Consider the following 16,402-nt stretch of genomic DNA (forward strand, 5'->3'; position numbering starts at 1 on the left):
AATGTTTTTATTACGAATATCTAGGTCTGTTATGGTATTAATATTTGCAGTTGGCACATAATCATCTAAAGGGCCAGCATCATAACCTAAATCAATTAAGGCTTGTTCAAAATTATCGTCAGGTACGTAGGTTAATTGAGGCGGAATACAATCTACACTAAAACTTGTTTGTGTGTCAATGTTTGTCCAATTGCTTGTGCTATAGGTTACATCGTCAACTTTAATACAGGTTAAATTTGGATTATTATTGGCATAAAATTGTGTAATAATAGTATTATTATCATTTTTTATATTAAGACTTGCAAGTTCATTATCATTACAACGTAACCATTCTAACAAATTATTATTGGATAGGTTTAGACTAGTCAATGCCGCATTAGCAACAATTAACTTTTGAAGATTAATATTATTGGTTACATCTAGTGCTGTCAATAATGAATTGCCACATCTTAAATCTTCTAATGATATATTGTATGAAACATCTAAGGCGGTTATATCATTATAGTAACAATGTAATAATGTAAGTGCTGTATTATTTTTAACATTTAAATTGGTTAAGTTGTTGCTATAGCATTTTAATTCTTTTAAGGCTAAATTGTTGCTGATGTCTAAATTGCTTAGTTGGTTATTAAAACATAGTAATTCTTCAAGAGCAACAAAATCTTCAATACCGGTTAAATCGCTAATGTTTTTTGATGATACACTTAAAAATAATACCGTATTAATATTTGCAGTTGGCACATAATCATCTAAAGGACCTGAATCATACCCTAAATCAATTAAGGCTTGTTCAAAGTTATCGTCAGGGACATAGGTGGTTTGCGTAAACCCATAATAGGTAACTAATAGTAATAAAAAGGTAATGGTAAATTTCTTCATAGCTTGCATGTTTTAGGTTGTATACATAAACAGACAAATGCATTCTGCTTAAGAACGCAATAAAACTACCCTTTACAATAAGGGTTGAAGATTTTATTTAGTAAATGCGATTGTTTTTTTAGTGAATGCGGGTAATTGTAGCTATGAGCGTTTTAATTTACGCATTACCTCTTTTTTTTGTGAAGCACTTAAAGGAATAGGTTCTGTTTTTAAAAAAAGCTTGTTGCTTTCTATACCCTCTATATGATTGATATTAACCCAATATGAACGGTGAGCTTGAACAAAAAGAGAACTATTCAGTTGCTCAGACATGTATTTTAGAGTGTGTGGTACTAAATACGATCTTGTTGTGGTATAAACATAGCAATAGTTATCAAAAGCTTTTAAATATAAAATACTATTTTGATTCACTTTATGTGTACGACCATCGGATTTAAGAATTAAAAAACCGGCATTTTCTTCCTCGTAATTGTGCCAGGCTAGCTCAATATTACTTCGTAAGCTATGTTCAGTAAAGGGCTTTACAATATAGCCCAAAGGCTGTGTTGCTTTTACGCGTTCAATGGTTTCAAAATCAGTTTGTGAGGTAAGGTATAAATAGGGAATTTGTTGCTTATCTAGTTCAATAGCTAAATCTACACCGTCTTTATCGCCATCTAATTGAATATCTACAAGAATTAAATCGGGTTGTAATTGAGCTATATCTTTAAGGGCCGTAATTACATCTTCAGCATCACCAACAACATTGTAACCTTGCTTTAACAAAGCAGTTTCAATTGTGGCTGCGATCAAAGGTTCATCTTCAACAATATATATACTTATAAATTTCAATATCGTTTTATTAGGTTTTGCAAACTACGTTAAAACTACTTGATATGAATTGAATATTTAGTAAATAACATGCTTTTTTTAGTAAACAAGAATATTTATTATGCAATTATGATAATTGACTAAATTTATTAATATTTAATACCGCAACCGTACCCATACCTATAGTTGAATTATATTTTAATGTTGCTTTTAATTTTTTAGAAAGAGCTTTCATAAGCATAATACCAAATGAGCTACTTTTTATCTCTCCTTCAAAGCCTTTACCGTTGTCTCTTACTGTTAAAACCAACTGATTGTTTGCTTTTGCAAAATTTATATTCAGTTTACTAAAACTATTAACTTCCTTAAAGGCATGTTTTAAGGTGTTAATAATAAGTTCGTTTAAAATAAGTCCAATTGGGGTTACCGTTTCTATATCTAAAACAATAGACTCTACATCTAATTCATAAGTAATGGTTTCTTTCTGAAATTGATGGCTATCAAAAATATCTTTTACCAAATCATTAATATATTCTTTAGTATCAATACCCACTAATTCTTCATTATTATACAATTTTTGATGTACAAGTACCATTGAACGAACTCTATTCTCTGCCTCTTTTATGGCTAATTTACCCTCTTTATCTTCCATGTTCTCAGATTGTAAATAAAGTAGCGATGATACAATTTGAAAACTATTTTTTACACGATGGTGTACTTCTTTTAAAAGGGTGTTTTTTTCATCTAAGGCAACTTGTAACAATTTCTTTTGCTTTGCCAAAATAGTGTTGTTTTTCTTGTTTTTATATCCAAAAAATCCTAAAAGACAGGCTATAACCAAACCAGCAATAGCAAGCGTAAAATACAATCTGTTTTGTTGTTCTTTTTGTTCCGTCTCTACCTTTAATAATTGAAGTTGTGTATCTTTTTTTTCAGTTTCATATTTTGCATTTAATTCAAGCATCTGATTCATTTTTTCTTTTCCTAAAATAGAATCATTAATTACCATGTAGGCAGTTTGATAGTTAAAAGCATTTTTAAATTTATTTTGTTTCTTATTTAATTTTATTAAATTTTCATAGATTCCTACCAATTCAGGTTTCATATCATTTTCTTTAGCAATAGTCATACTCTTTAAAAGGTATTCCTCTGCCTTATCATCTTGTTCTAAACTTAAATAGGTTTTACCAACGGTACTTAGACTAATGGCTATATTTCTTTTCGAAGGCATATTCTCTCTAGCATTCAGAGCTTCGGAAAAGTATTCTAAGGCATTTTTGTAATCACCTTTTTCATAAAATAAATTTCCCAAATTTTCAGTTACTGAAGCAATTCCATCGCTATTGTTTTCTGATTTTGCGTAAGCTAAAGCTTCTAAGTAAAAATTTTCTGATTTCGGATAGTCTTTAAGTTCAGAATACGTATTTCCTAAACTTTCATAGGCCATAGAAAGACCAATTTTATCAATAATTGTTTCTTTAAAAAGTTGTATAGCATCTTCATATGCTTCAATGGCTTCTTTATGTTTCCCCACCTTTCTTAATAAGTGACCGATGGCTTGAAGCTCGTAAGCTTCGCTGTTTTTATTTTTTCTTGATTTGTATATTTCAAGTAGCTTATAATGGGTTGCCAAACTCTCTGAAAAATTACCCATATTGGAATGAATAACGGCAATTTGAAAAAGACCATTTATTATTTTAGTACTGTCTTTGTGTATTCGAGCATAATCTATATATTTTTCTAAATACTCTAAACCTTCTTTATGATTCCCTTCTAATCTGTTTATGAATCCATAATAATAGTGAGATGAAGCAATACCTTTATCAAAACTAGCTTCTTTTGAATATGCAAATAAGGTGTCATTATACATACGTGCAGAATCAAGTTTAATTCTTGTAGTTGCATAATTCCAAATAATATTACCATAAACTTGTGACTTCAATTGTAACGAATCTGGATTTATTGTAATCAACAATTCTTTTAAACTGTCGTTCTTTTTTATATTTTGGCTGTATCCTAAATGAAATATAAAAAGATAAAGTACAAATAGCAGTAAATTTTTTTTCATAGAAGTAACTAAAGGCTTATTAGAAATCTAAGAACGCATTTCTTAATTAGAATACCAAAGTTTTAAATACCTAAAACAAATAATAAAATCAATATTTATAAATTGACTTCAATAAAAGTGAGAATAAGGAAAAAGCAGAAATACCACGGAAATCCCATTCAATTGAGTGAATTAATCATGTATTTGCATAAATTATCCATACTAAATTGTAAGATTATGGCTACTTTTATACCATATAAAATAAAAATATTTATCATTATGAGCAAGAATGCACACATTCTAAAATTAGCTTTATTTTTAGTTGTAGCCGTTGGATTAACTAATTGTAAAAAAACAGAAGTAGATGATACCCCTTGGGTAGAAATTTTCGATGGAAAAACCTTAGATGGTTGGTCTATAATTGGAGGAAAAGCCACTTATGACGTTGAAAACAATTCAATTGTAGGTAGAACTGTTAGAAATACGCCAAATACCTTTTTAAGGTCTGATAAAATGTATGGCGATTTTATACTTGAATTAGATTATAAGGTAGATTCAACCATGAATTCGGGAATTCAGATAAGATCTAATAGCTTTCCTAATTATAGAGATGGTCGTGTACATGGTTATCAAATTGAAATTGATCCTTCTGAAAGAGCATGGAGTGCAGGAATTTATGATGAAAGTAGACGCGGTTGGTTAAACCCTATGACAGATAATCCGGAAGCTCAAAAAGCATTCAAGCAAAATGATTGGAACCATTATAGAATAGAAGCTATAGGAGATACCATTAAAACATGGATCAATGAAATTCCTGCGGCATACTTAATAGACGACAAAACGGCTTCTGGCTTTATTGGACTTCAAGTACATAGCATACATGAAGATAAAGCCGAAGGCACAGAAATTATTTGGAAAAATGTAAAAATACTTACAGATAGTTTACAAAAATATTCAAAAAAATCACCTTTAACACCGATCATAACAAAAAATCAATTGACAATAGACGAAGCTAAAAATGGTTGGAAATTACTTTGGGATGGTACATCAACTAAAGGATGGAGAGGTGCTAAACTTGATAAGTTTCCTGAAAATGGATGGGAAATAACAGATGGCATTCTTACTGTTTTACCTTCTGGCGGTGCAGAATCTGCTGCTGGTGGTGATATTGTTACGGATGATTTATATGGCAATTTTGAACTTAAAGTTGACTTTAAACTAACTCCAGGTGCAAATAGTGGCATAAAATATTATGTAGATACAAATATTAATAAAGGAGCAGGATCTTCTATCGGGTTAGAATATCAGATTCTTGATGATGATTTACATCCTGATGCTAAATTAGGTAATCATGATGGTAGTAGAACAGTAAGTTCTTTATATGATTTAATTCAAGCAGATGTTAATAAACCAATTCATCCAATTGGGGAATGGAACACAGCACACATCATTTCTAAAGACAATCATGTAGAACATTGGCTTAATGATGTAAAAGTATTAGAATATGAACGTGGTAGTGATGACTTTTTAAAATTAGTATCCGAAAGTAAATATGTAAAATGGCCTAAATTCGGATTATTAGAAAAAGGGCAAATTTTATTACAAGATCACGGTGATAGAGTATCATTTAAAAATATAAAAATCAAATCAAACTAAACCCAACAATATGTCAAGTAGAAGAAATTTCATAAAAAAAGCTGCGGTAGGTTCGGCAGGTATTGCACTAACAAGTAACTTAAATGCAATGAGTGCAAAAAGCTATTCCAAAATAATAGGGTCAAATGATCGCATTCATATTGCTATTCAGGGTTTAGGTAGAAGATACCAAGCTTATTTAGGTGCTATTGCAGCAAAAGATAGTAATGTAGAATTGCATTATTTATGTGATGTAATGAAAAGTCAACGAGACAAAGCTTCTGAAGTAGTATCAAAAGTTTTAAAGAATAAATTTAAATTAGAAAATGATATTCGTAAGATAATTGATGATAAAGATATTGATGCCATTTTTATGGCAACTCCAGACCATTGGCATGCCCCAGGTGCATGTATGGCTATGCAAGCGGGTAAACATGTATATTTAGAAAAACCATGTAGTCATAATCCAAAAGAAGGTGAATTATTAGTTGCCTATCAACAGAAATATAATAAAATGGTTCAAATGGGGAACCAACAGCGTTCTTCATTACAATCTCAAGAAATTATTAATGATATTCACAATGGTATTATAGGTGATGTTTTTGAAGCTACAGCATTTTATACTAGTAGTAGAGGGCGAGTTCCAAATCAAGAAAAAGCAAATCCACCGGAAGGTTTAGATTGGGAACTTTTTCAAGGTCCGGCTCCTAGAAGAGATTATACACATGATACTTGGAATTACAATTGGCATTGGTATGGATGGGATTATGGTACTGCAGAAATGGGAAATAATGCCACACATGAATTAGATATTGCTCGTTGGGCATTAGATGTTAAGTATCCTGAAAGTGTATCTGTGAATGCAGGTAAATTTCATTATAAAGATGATGGTTGGGAAATGTATGATACTATGGAAGCTCAATTTAAATTTTCTGGTAACCGAACCATTAAATGGGATGGACAAAGTAGAAATGGATATCGAAAATTTGGAGCAGGTAGAGGTACCATCATATATGGTTCTAAAGGTTGTGTTTTTATAGACAGAGATGGTTATAAATTATACAACAATAAAGGAGAAGTAACAAAAGAGAATATTGTTAAAGGTATCGAATCTGGTAACAGCCTAGGTGGCGGTGGAAAACTTTCTACCTTCCATACTTTAAACTTTTTTGATGCTATTAGAGGAAAAGCACCACTCACCTCACCTATTGAACAAGGTGTAATTAGTCAAATGTTAACACACTATGCAAATATTTCATCAAGAATAGATAATGGATTTGAAGTTGATGAAACTACAGGAAGAATATACAATAGAGAAGCCATGAAATTATGGTCAAGAACGTATGAGCCAGGTTGGGAAATTAAATCCATTTAGATACATGCTATTTTAATTTTTAATTATGGATAGAAGGAAGTTTATAAAAAAAAGCGGAACAGTTTCCGCAGTTTTATTAGGAACATCAAGTATTTTAGCCGGTGTTAGTTATGGTTTAACCAATGATAAAAACATAAACATTGCTATTATTGGCACTGGCGATCGTGGTAAAGGATTAATGCCCTTATTAAACAGTATAGAAAATGTTACCCTCTATGCATGTTGCGATATTATACCATTTCGCTTAGAAGAAGGTTTAAAGCGGGCAGGTAAAAATGTAAAAGGCTATTCTGATTACAAAGAACTTTTGAAAGATAAAGCGATTGATGCTGTAATTGTTTCTGCTACTTTTAGCATGCATGACGAAATAGCAAAGGCCGCTGTTAAGGCAAATAAGCATGTATATTGTGAAAAAACATTAGCAAAAGGATATGATGGAATTATTGATTTATTAAATAGTACTAAATCTTCTTCTAAAATATTTCAATCTGGACATCAATATCACTGTTCAAAATTATATGAACATATTGTGGACCTCATAAAAAATGGAAAAGTAGGAAAAATTGCCGCTTTTGAATGTCAATGGAATAGAAATGGAAACTGGAGAAGAAAAGTTGATAATCCTGAAATGGAACGCATTATAAATTGGCGAATGTACAAAGAATATTCAGGTGGTCTTATCGCTGAATTATGTTCGCACCAAATAGACTTTGTGAATTGGGTTTTAGAAGCCACTCCTGAAAAAGTAATGGGAACTGGTGGGGTAGATTATTGGAAAGATGGTCGTGAAACGTATGATAATGTTCATTTAATTTATAGCTATCCCAATGGTGTTAATGCTAAATTCTCTTGTTTAACAAGCAATGCAAATGAAGGGTATCAAATAAAAATTATGGGCGATAAAGGCACCATTTTACTTGATTATGATAAAGCAACTTTTTACCCTGAAGGAAAAACAAAAGCAGTACAACAAGATGTTGATGGCGTTTCAGGGGCTACTGCAAAAGCAAAATATGGCTATGGTGTCCCAATTAACATTGAACATGAAGAGCCTACAAAGCAAGCCATGATAGATTTCAGAGACAATATTTTAAATAATACAATGCCAAAATCGAATGTAATATCAGGAGCAAAAGCTGCTATTTGCGTACAGATGGGCTTAGATGCCATGTACAATGAAACAATTGTACATTGGGATCCTAAATTTAACAATTTGGGTAATTAAAAATACGTTAACGGTATAACAATCATCCAATTTTTGACAAGGTGTTTAAAATTAAAATACATAAACACCTTGTCTTTTTATTTATATCTATTTTTAGTTTTAATTGTAAAGTTTAGGTGGAGAAAGCAGATGTCGGTAACCTGAACATTCCATAGACTTAACCCAGCACTACCCAATTAAAAGAACCATCATCAAACGTAAAAGCTAACATTTAAGTTACTAATTTTTTCAGATTTCTTTACACCGATTCACGATCAATAAAATTAAAAGGATTTTTAATTTTTCCTTTTTTTCTATTAAGAATCATATCTGCCGCTGTCTCACCCATCACCTTAAAATCAGTTGAAATACACGTTATGTTTAACAATTCTTTTAAAGGAGTATCATTATATGAAATAACACCAATATCTTTTCCTAATTCAAATTCATCTTCTCTAATTCGATGCACTAGATTAACTAAATCAGATTCTTCAATTGTGATGAATAAATCACCTTTTTTGAGAATAATATCATCAAATATTTCATTTATAATTTCGAATTCAAGTTTATTTTCTACACAAAACTTCCTAAATCCATGCAAAATCCTTCTTGGATAGGGATATAACGTATTATTGGGATAGGCTAAAAACATTTTTTTATACCTAGAAATTTTAATAATACCATCATTTAATGCATTATAAATGTCATTTTCAAAATCCTGATAAATAATGTCTGCATCAATATTTGATTTTTGATTATCTAAAAGTAAAAGTTTTCCCTTTGGTATTTTTTTTATTACATCTTCAGTCGACTTTGTAAAACTAACATGTTTTAATTCTTCGGTCTTAAAATGAGGCATTATTACAAAATAATCATAGGCATTAATATTTTTTTCCATTAAATTTAAAAATAGCGTTTCATCACAATGATAAATATATAAATCGATATGTGAAGTACTCCCCATTTTATTTAAAAACGAATTATATATCTTCATTTTATAAGTACTTAATTTATTTATTAAAAAAAGTATATTTACTTTAGAGATTAATTTAGTTCTGGTAACATAATATCCTTTGCCTCTAATTGAAGTAATAATTTTTCGTTCCTTTAGTACATTATATGCTTTTTCTACAGTATCTCTTGACAGATAAAACTCTTCGCTGAACATGTTAATAGATGGTATTTTATCATCCATTTTTAAATTACCATTTGAAATATTATAAATAATAGAATCTACAATTTGTTTGTACTTCGGTTTTCTTGAATTTTCATCTATTTTAATTAGGTTTTGTATTTTCATAAAACACTTACTTTCAAATATTTAACAATCTATTAATCAATAATATGATTATTTTACTTCTATGTCAAATCTAGATAAAAAAATCAACAATTTATAATTTTAACATACTACAGTACAGTGCAGGACGGTGCTTTTTAACCTTTGATATATCTTTAATAAATAATCGAAAATTCTATTAGATAAAAACAAAACGTTAAGATTATTTTCGATTCACTCAATATAACTAAACTATTATTTATGAAAAAAAAATTATTAAAAAAATTACGTGTATTTCTAACAAATCACGTAAAAAAAAACATGCATTTAAAACTATTTGGACTTATGATTATTTCATGTTCGTATGGAATAAATGCTACGTCAACTGAAAATAATGTAATTGACAATATTGAATTTGATACATTTCAACAAACTACAACCATTACAGGTACCGTATTAGACAATGAAAATAACCCGCTACCCGGTGCTAGTATCATTGAAAAAGGAACTACAAATGGCACAACATCTGATTTTGATGGTAATTTTTCTATAACACTAAAAGATGAAAATGCCATAGTATTGGTTTCGTTTGTTGGTTTTACAACTCAGGAAATTACTATTAATGGTAAAAGTAGCATTAATGTAGTTTTACAACCTGATGCTCAAAGTTTAGATGAGGTAATTGTTGTAGGTTATGGTACAGCAAAACGTAAAGATATTACAGGTTCGGTAGAACGTGTAAATTTAGAAGATTCTCCAATAGCATTGTCATCAAACACAAGTGTTTTACAAACCATACGAGGGGCAACTCCTGGTATTAACATTGGAACTCAGAATCAAGTTGGGACAACACCAAGTATTATTGTAAGAGGGCAAAACTCTATCAATGGAAATAATAATCCTTTAATTGTATTAGATGGTGTTGTATTTTTAGGTAGTGTAAGTGATATCAATCCAAATGATATAGCTTCTATCGACATTTTAAAAGATGCTTCTGCGGCAGTAGTATATGGCTCTCGTGCGGGTAATGGTGTTATTATAATTAATACAAAAAAAGGAAAGACTTCTAAACCAGTTATTAAACTTTCTTCATCTACAGGTGTTAATGTATGGCAAAATAAGCCAAATTTATTATCACGTGATAGCTACTTGGAAAAATATGCAACTCAGGTAGGTGCAGCGTCGGTAGATGCTATTGTGTGGGAAGAAGAGTATAGAGGAGTATTACAAGATGAAGGCGTTGATACGGATTGGATTGATCTTGTTTCACGTAAAGGAAGTATTCAAAAACACAATCTTTCCGTATCTGGTAGATCAGAAAATGTGAATTATTTTTTCTCTGGAGGTTATGAAGAACAAGAAGGTGTTATTTTAGGAGATGAATTTAATAGAGTTTCTTTGCGTTCTCGTGTATCTGCTGATGTTACCGATTGGTTAGAATTAGGTCTTGACGGGTCGTATACCAATAGTGATTATTCAGGAGTTACCCCCGACGTTGGACGAGCAATGGTTATGGCACCTATTGGGTATCCGTACCGTTATGACGGTCAACCATTTAATACAGCTTCTAATACATCAACAGCTCTAGAAAGATATCCTACGGCAAACAACGTACCGAGTCCTTTATGGGGAACAGACGGAACTCGAGATTCATTCGATAAAAGAAATTATTTTAGACTTGCCGCAAATGCTACCGTTAAAGTCCCTTGGATAAAAGGCTTGAAGTATACATTTAACTACTCGCTTAGTGGACAATATAGAAGCGTGGATAATTTTTATTATGAAGATTATTATATAGGACTACCTACTGAGGGTACACCTTACTATGACAGATATTCTCAAACAGCTATACAAGCCAATTTATCTCAAGCCAATGGATCTAATGCTCGTTATAAAGATTACAATTATGTAATGGATAATATTATCAATTACAACAACAGTTTTGGTAAACATAATGTTGATGTGACTTTAGTGGCTACAAGAGACTATCGAAAGACTGACCAATCTGTTTTAGATGGTAATGATTTTGCTGCGTTAGGAAATACAAGTTTAGGTGTAAATGGAATTACGTTTGCCACAACACAGACCAATTCTTATGATTTATCTGAAAGATCTAATGTGGGGTATTTAGGTAGATTATCTTATGGTTTTGATAACAAATATAATCTAACAGCAGCTGTCCGTAGAGATGGTGCATCCGTATTTGGTTCAGAAAAAAGATTTGGTACTTTTTGGTCTGTCGGTGGTGCATGGACACTTAGTAATGAAAATTTCTTAAGAGATAATAAGATTTTGAATTATCTAAAAATCAATGCTTCTTACGGAACAAATGGAAATCAAGGATTAAGTCCATACCAAACACTTTCAGGTGTTATTACAGGTGTACCTGGTGATATTGAATATGCCTTTGGAGATAATCCTTCAGTGAGTCAATACGGTATAGAGCAAACGAGTTTAGGAAATGCTGATTTAGGTTGGGAATCTACCACCGCATTAAACTTTGGGTTACATTCCGCTTGGTTAAATAGCAGAATTACGTTGGATGCTGATATCTATTTCTCAAAAACAAGTGATCAAATTTTTAAACGAAACATTCCAAGTACAAGCGGATTTACTTCTATATTGGCCAGTTTAGGACAAATAGATAACAAAGGGGTTGAGATTTCTTTAGGTACAAAAAATGTTGATACCGAAAATTTTAGTTGGTCTTCTAATTTAACCTATTGGAAAAACAGTAATAAAATTACGGAGCTGTATGGTGATGATATTGATGGTGACGGTGTAGAAGATGACGACATTTCTAATAGTTTATTTATTGGAGAGTCTTTAGGTGCTATTTATGGTTATGATTATATTGGTGTTGTACAAACAGATGACACACAATACATTGCTGATACCGGTGCTTCACCAGGAGATGCCATGTATAGAGATTTAGATGGTGAGCCAGGAATTACGGCTGCAGGTGATCGTAAAATTTTAGGGTTTAGTACGCCTAATTTCCGAATGGGTTTTTCAAACACCTTTACGTATAAAAACTTTAGTTTGTACATGTTGTTTACAGGAACCTTTGGAGGTAATGATTATTTTTTAGGTTCTAACCCAAGAAGTAATTCATTACAAAATAGATTTGATTATAATGATGTAGACAATGGTGCATGGTGGACTCCTGAAAATCAAAGTACAACAAACTTAGGTCCAACTTTTAATGATAGTCGTTATAAAGGTTTGCAGTCAAGAGGTTTTGTAAGGTTACAGAATGTAAATTTAACGTACAAATTTGATAAAAATATGCTTGAAAGATTAGGTGTTGGTATTAGCTCTTTTGAGATGTATGCAAGTGCAGACAATCCTCTTCTTTTTACAAACTGGTACGGTGGCGGAGATCCTGAAAGAGGAATAGCAGCACAAAGTGGTACCTTACCTATTATGAGTGCATATACTTTTGGAATAAATGTTAGTTTTTAATTTAAAAAAAGATATTATGAATATAAAATATATAAATAAAATAGCATTAGTTTTAATGGCTATGATGGCATTTAGCTGTGACGATGATGGATTTTTAGATCAAAAACCAGAAACATTTCTAACGGTGGATAATGTATTTACCTCTGGTGTACAAGTTGATCAATTGGTATTAACCATGTATCAACAAGATCGTGCTTTGCATGGTTATGTAGATAATAATCAAGGACGCGTAATGTATGGGCAAGGTACTGATGTGCTTACAGTTCCTACTTTTCGTAAAAACACGAATTTCAGTGATTATAATTCCACTATCACCCCAAATGCCGGGCGTTTAAATAATATATATGCTGATTTGTATCAGATGATATCTCGTGCTAATTTGGCTATTTCCTTAGCAGAACAAGAAAGTCTTACTTTTGAATCAGAAGAAGTTCGTAGATATGTTTTGGCACAAGCTAAGTTTTTTAGAGCTAAGGCACATGGGCAAGCAGCAGAACTTTTTGGAAGAGTTGCCATAGTGGATGAGCCAACAACAACGGTAAGATTTGACTATGAACAAGCAGAAAGGTCAGAAATATATCAGTTTGCCATAAATGATTTAGAGTCAATTCTTGATGATTTACCAGAAACAACAACGGAGTCAGGTAGAGTAGTAAAAGGAGCTGCACAACATTATTTAAGTGAGTTTTACTTAGGGCTTGGTATTGAAACTGGAGACAATACCGCTTATGATCAGGCTATTAAATATGCTTCAGATGTTATTGATGGAGGAGTTTATTCTTTAATGACAGATCGTTTTGGTTCAAGAGCCGGTGAAGCTGGTAAAAATGTGTATTGGGATTTATTTAGATTGAATAACCAAAATTACGCTGATGGAAATACGGAAAGTATTTGGACATATATATTTGATTATGAGGCATACAAAGCAGGTGATGAAGGAGCTAGATTAGCCTTACCATATTATATGAGCCCCGTTTGGCGTGCTATACCAGGTGTTCAAGGAGAAGATGAATATACGGGAGGAAGAGGTGTTGCTTATTTAAGACCTACTGATTTAACAGAAACTGTTATTTGGGAGCCTAGTATTTCCGATGGAGATATGAGAGGTGAAGAAAGTAATATCAGAAGAACCGTTTATTATAATAATCCATCTTATGAAGGAGGCTCTTTAGTTGGTCAAGTTGTACCGCAAGATGAATTGGATGCAGCCAATGTTGGTTTAGCTGATGGTGCGTACTACCCTATTTATGAGAAATTTACAACAGATCAATTTGAAGGTTTAGATGATGGGGAAAGAAGACAAAATATTTGGAGAGATGATTATGTAATTCGTTTACCAGAAACTATCTTATTAAGAGCAGAAGCTAAGTTACGTAAGGGCGATGCGGCTGGTGCTGCTGATGACATTAATATCATTAGAAATAGAGCTCAATGCAATATAGAGGCAACGGCTGCTATGGTTGATATTGATTTTATTTTAGATGAAAGAGCTAGAGAGCTTTTTGGTGAAGAAAGTAGATGGAATACCTTATTACGTATGGGTGGTAATGTGGCATCTGATCGTATTAGAAGATATGCTAAATATGACTATCAAGTAAACAGTTTAACCTTTGATTTTAATACATTTCCAATTCCTCAGACGGTTATTGATCGTAACAAAGATGTGGTTTGGGAGCAAAACGACGGTTGGAAAAATAGATAATATATGTATTAAAAACGCTAACAAAGCGTAATTTAAACAATGTTAAAAGTTGTTCAAAATGATGTTTATTAAATTCGTTTTAATAATGATAGGCATAATTTTTGAACAACTTTTTTTATTAGCTTATATTTACAATAAGATTAATTATTAAATAATTTCAACATGAAAAAACATTTTATTTTTATATTTCTTTTGAGTTCAATAATTGCCATTAATGCACAAAAAACTGAAGAAAAAATAGAATTAGAAACAACGCTAATAAGTCCAAAGAAAATTACTAAAATAAAAGAAGGACATTATTTTATAGATTTTGGTAGAGCCTTTTTTGGAAACGTACAACTAAAATCTACGGTTGCACAAAAAGAGCCACTCACCTTTCAACTTGGAGAAAAATTAAAAAGTGAACTTCAAATCGATGATAATCCAGGTAAAAACATTAGGTATCAAAAAGTAACATTAGAGCATTTACAAAAAAATAAAGTAACTACAGTTAAACTGGTTCCCTATAAAAGGAACACTACTGGTGCCGCTATCCTACTACCCGAATCTTTGGGAGCCATTATACCCTTTAGATATTTAGAAATTGAAAATTTAAAAATCCCGATAGAAGCTCTTGAGATTCAGCAAAAAGCAGTGCATTATAAATTTAATGATAATGCAAGTTACTTCTCCTCTTCTAATGTGGTTTTAGATTCTCTATATGACATGTTTAAACACACGATTAAGGCAACTAGTTTTACTGGTTTTTATGTAGATGGAGACAGAGAACGGATTCCTTACGAAGCAGATGCATATATCAATCAATTAAGCCATTACAGTGTAGATAGTGAATACACTATGGGAAGAAGAACAAATGAATATTTTATAAAAAATCCTACCTGGCCAACGGAATGGTTATTACATACCGTATTGATGTTTCATGCGGACTACATGTACACAGGAGATTTAGAACCTTTAAAGAAATACTATGATGCTTTGAAGCTAAAAACCTTGATGGATTTAGAAGGAAGCGATGGCTTGATAAGCTCAAAATCATCCAATCTAACTGATGAGCTTATGGCACAATTAGGATTTGAGAAAGGAGATAAACAAATAAGTGATATTATAGATTGGCCTCCTGGACAAAAAGATACAGGCTGGAAACTGGCTAGACCAGAAGGTGAAAGAGATGGCTATGAAATAGTTGATACTAATACCGTAGTAAATGCATTTTATTATATCAATCTAAAATTAATGTCAGAGATTGCCGAACATTTGGGTAAAAAAGAAGATGCCTTACTTTTTAAAAATAAAGCCATCATCACTAAAAAGGCTATAAATGATAAATTCTTTGATACTACAAAAGGAGTTTATGTTGACGGAATTGGCTCAAGTCATTCCTCATTACATGCCAATATGTTCCCTTTGGCATTTGATTTAGTACCTACCGAACATATAAAATCAGTGACCTCATTTATTAAATCTAGAGGTATGGCCTGCAGTGTTTATGGATCTCAATTTTTATTGGAAGGATTGTATAAAAATAATGAAGCATTATATGCAACAGGCTTAATTACCAACACCACAGGTGATAGAAATTGGTGGAATATGATTAGAGTGGGCTCTACCATGGCAATGGAAGCATGGGATGTTAAATACAAACCTAATGCCGACTGGAACCATGCATGGGGTACAGCTCCATTAAATGCCATCATAAGACATATGTGGGGTATTCAACCGAAAACACCCGGATATAAAGTAGCTACAATTAAACCTCAATTAGATAACTTAACGTTTACAAAAATAAAAGTTCCAACAATTATTGGGAGTATTTTGGCAGAATTTGAAGTTAATCCTAAAAAAGAGGTTCTCTTTAGTTTTGAAATTCCATCAGGCATGATGGCAGAGTTCATTATTCCACAACATTTTAAAAATGTTTCCTTTAATGACGTTACAATTAATGGCGACCAATCAATACTTAAATTGGATAGTGGAAAACATACTATTAAAGGGAATTATTAATTTTTTAA

9 protein-coding genes and 1 pseudogene are annotated in these 16,402 nt (G+C 31.7%); 6 read left to right on the forward strand and 4 right to left on the reverse strand.

The window, feature by feature from the left end; translation table 11 throughout:
- From JBL43_RS16635 to JBL43_RS16645, 3 genes and pseudogenes are all read right to left on the reverse strand, one after another.
- Positions 1-879: pseudogene (locus JBL43_RS16635) on the reverse strand (LamG-like jellyroll fold domain-containing protein); the annotation flags it as partial.
- Positions 880-1,020: 141 nt separating this feature from the next.
- A complete protein-coding gene (locus JBL43_RS16640; protein WP_198842540.1) occupies positions 1,021-1,710 on the reverse strand; it encodes a LytR/AlgR family response regulator transcription factor in 690 nt (229 codons plus the stop codon).
- 106 nt (positions 1,711-1,816) lie between these two features.
- Complete coding sequence (locus JBL43_RS16645) at positions 1,817-3,757, reverse strand: tetratricopeptide repeat-containing sensor histidine kinase (protein ID WP_198842541.1); 1,941 nt, start codon at positions 3,755-3,757, stop codon at positions 1,817-1,819.
- Positions 3,758-3,973: 216 nt separating this feature from the next.
- Here JBL43_RS16645 and JBL43_RS16650 point away from each other — a divergent pair, with 216 nt between their 5' ends.
- Genes JBL43_RS16650 through JBL43_RS16660 form a run of 3 tightly spaced genes read left to right on the forward strand, consistent with a single transcriptional unit; the run spans position 3,974 to position 7,971 of the window.
- Positions 3,974-5,392, forward strand: a complete 1,419-nt coding sequence (locus tag JBL43_RS16650; RefSeq protein WP_438839436.1) for a 3-keto-disaccharide hydrolase — start codon at positions 3,974-3,976, stop codon at positions 5,390-5,392.
- Between the two features lie 10 nt (positions 5,393-5,402).
- The gene (locus JBL43_RS16655; RefSeq protein WP_198842542.1) at positions 5,403-6,746 is read left to right on the forward strand and encodes a Gfo/Idh/MocA family protein; all 1,344 of its coding nucleotides are present in this window, start codon (positions 5,403-5,405) and stop codon (positions 6,744-6,746) included.
- 25 nt (positions 6,747-6,771) lie between these two features.
- Positions 6,772-7,971, forward strand: coding sequence for a Gfo/Idh/MocA family protein (locus JBL43_RS16660; protein WP_198842543.1), 1,200 nt, complete (start codon positions 6,772-6,774; stop codon positions 7,969-7,971).
- A 238-nt stretch (positions 7,972-8,209) separates the two neighbouring features.
- On the opposite strand, the gene JBL43_RS16665 is transcribed toward JBL43_RS16660, so the two are convergent.
- Positions 8,210-9,250 carry a GntR family transcriptional regulator gene (locus JBL43_RS16665; RefSeq protein WP_198842544.1) on the reverse strand — a complete coding sequence of 347 codons (1,041 nt, stop codon included), beginning with the start codon at positions 9,248-9,250 and terminating at the stop codon, positions 8,210-8,212.
- A gap of 237 nt (positions 9,251-9,487) precedes the next feature.
- On the opposite strand from JBL43_RS16665, the gene JBL43_RS16670 reads away from it, so the two are divergent.
- From JBL43_RS16670 to JBL43_RS16680, 3 genes are all read left to right on the forward strand, one after another.
- Positions 9,488-12,691, forward strand: a complete 3,204-nt coding sequence (locus tag JBL43_RS16670) for a SusC/RagA family TonB-linked outer membrane protein (RefSeq protein WP_198842545.1) — start codon at positions 9,488-9,490, stop codon at positions 12,689-12,691.
- A 16-nt stretch (positions 12,692-12,707) separates the two neighbouring features.
- Entirely contained in the window at positions 12,708-14,393 is a 1,686-nt protein-coding gene (locus JBL43_RS16675) for a RagB/SusD family nutrient uptake outer membrane protein (protein ID WP_198842546.1), read from the forward strand.
- Between the two features lie 162 nt (positions 14,394-14,555).
- Entirely contained in the window at positions 14,556-16,394 is a 1,839-nt protein-coding gene (locus tag JBL43_RS16680; RefSeq protein WP_198842547.1) for a family 78 glycoside hydrolase catalytic domain, read from the forward strand.
- The last annotated feature ends 8 nt before the right edge of the window (positions 16,395-16,402 follow it).

The organism is Aureibaculum flavum (assembly GCF_016406085.1).
In the GTDB taxonomy this organism is placed as follows: domain Bacteria; phylum Bacteroidota; class Bacteroidia; order Flavobacteriales; family Flavobacteriaceae; genus Aureibaculum; species Aureibaculum flavum.

Coding starts and splice junctions, on each gene's coding strand:
- JBL43_RS16645 (WP_198842541.1), bottom strand. CDS start 3,757: ATGAAAAAAAATTTACTGCTATTTGTACTTTATCTTTTTATATTTCAT.
- JBL43_RS16670 (WP_198842545.1), top strand. CDS start 9,488: ATGAAAAAAAAATTATTAAAAAAATTACGTGTATTTCTAACAAATCAC.
- JBL43_RS16680 (WP_198842547.1), top strand. CDS start 14,556: ATGAAAAAACATTTTATTTTTATATTTCTTTTGAGTTCAATAATTGCC.
- JBL43_RS16675 (WP_198842546.1), top strand. CDS start 12,708: ATGAATATAAAATATATAAATAAAATAGCATTAGTTTTAATGGCTATG.
- JBL43_RS16650 (WP_438839436.1), top strand. CDS start 3,974: ATGGCTACTTTTATACCATATAAAATAAAAATATTTATCATTATGAGC.
- JBL43_RS16655 (WP_198842542.1), top strand. CDS start 5,403: ATGTCAAGTAGAAGAAATTTCATAAAAAAAGCTGCGGTAGGTTCGGCA.
- JBL43_RS16660 (WP_198842543.1), top strand. CDS start 6,772: ATGGATAGAAGGAAGTTTATAAAAAAAAGCGGAACAGTTTCCGCAGTT.
- JBL43_RS16665 (WP_198842544.1), bottom strand. CDS start 9,250: ATGAAAATACAAAACCTAATTAAAATAGATGAAAATTCAAGAAAACCG.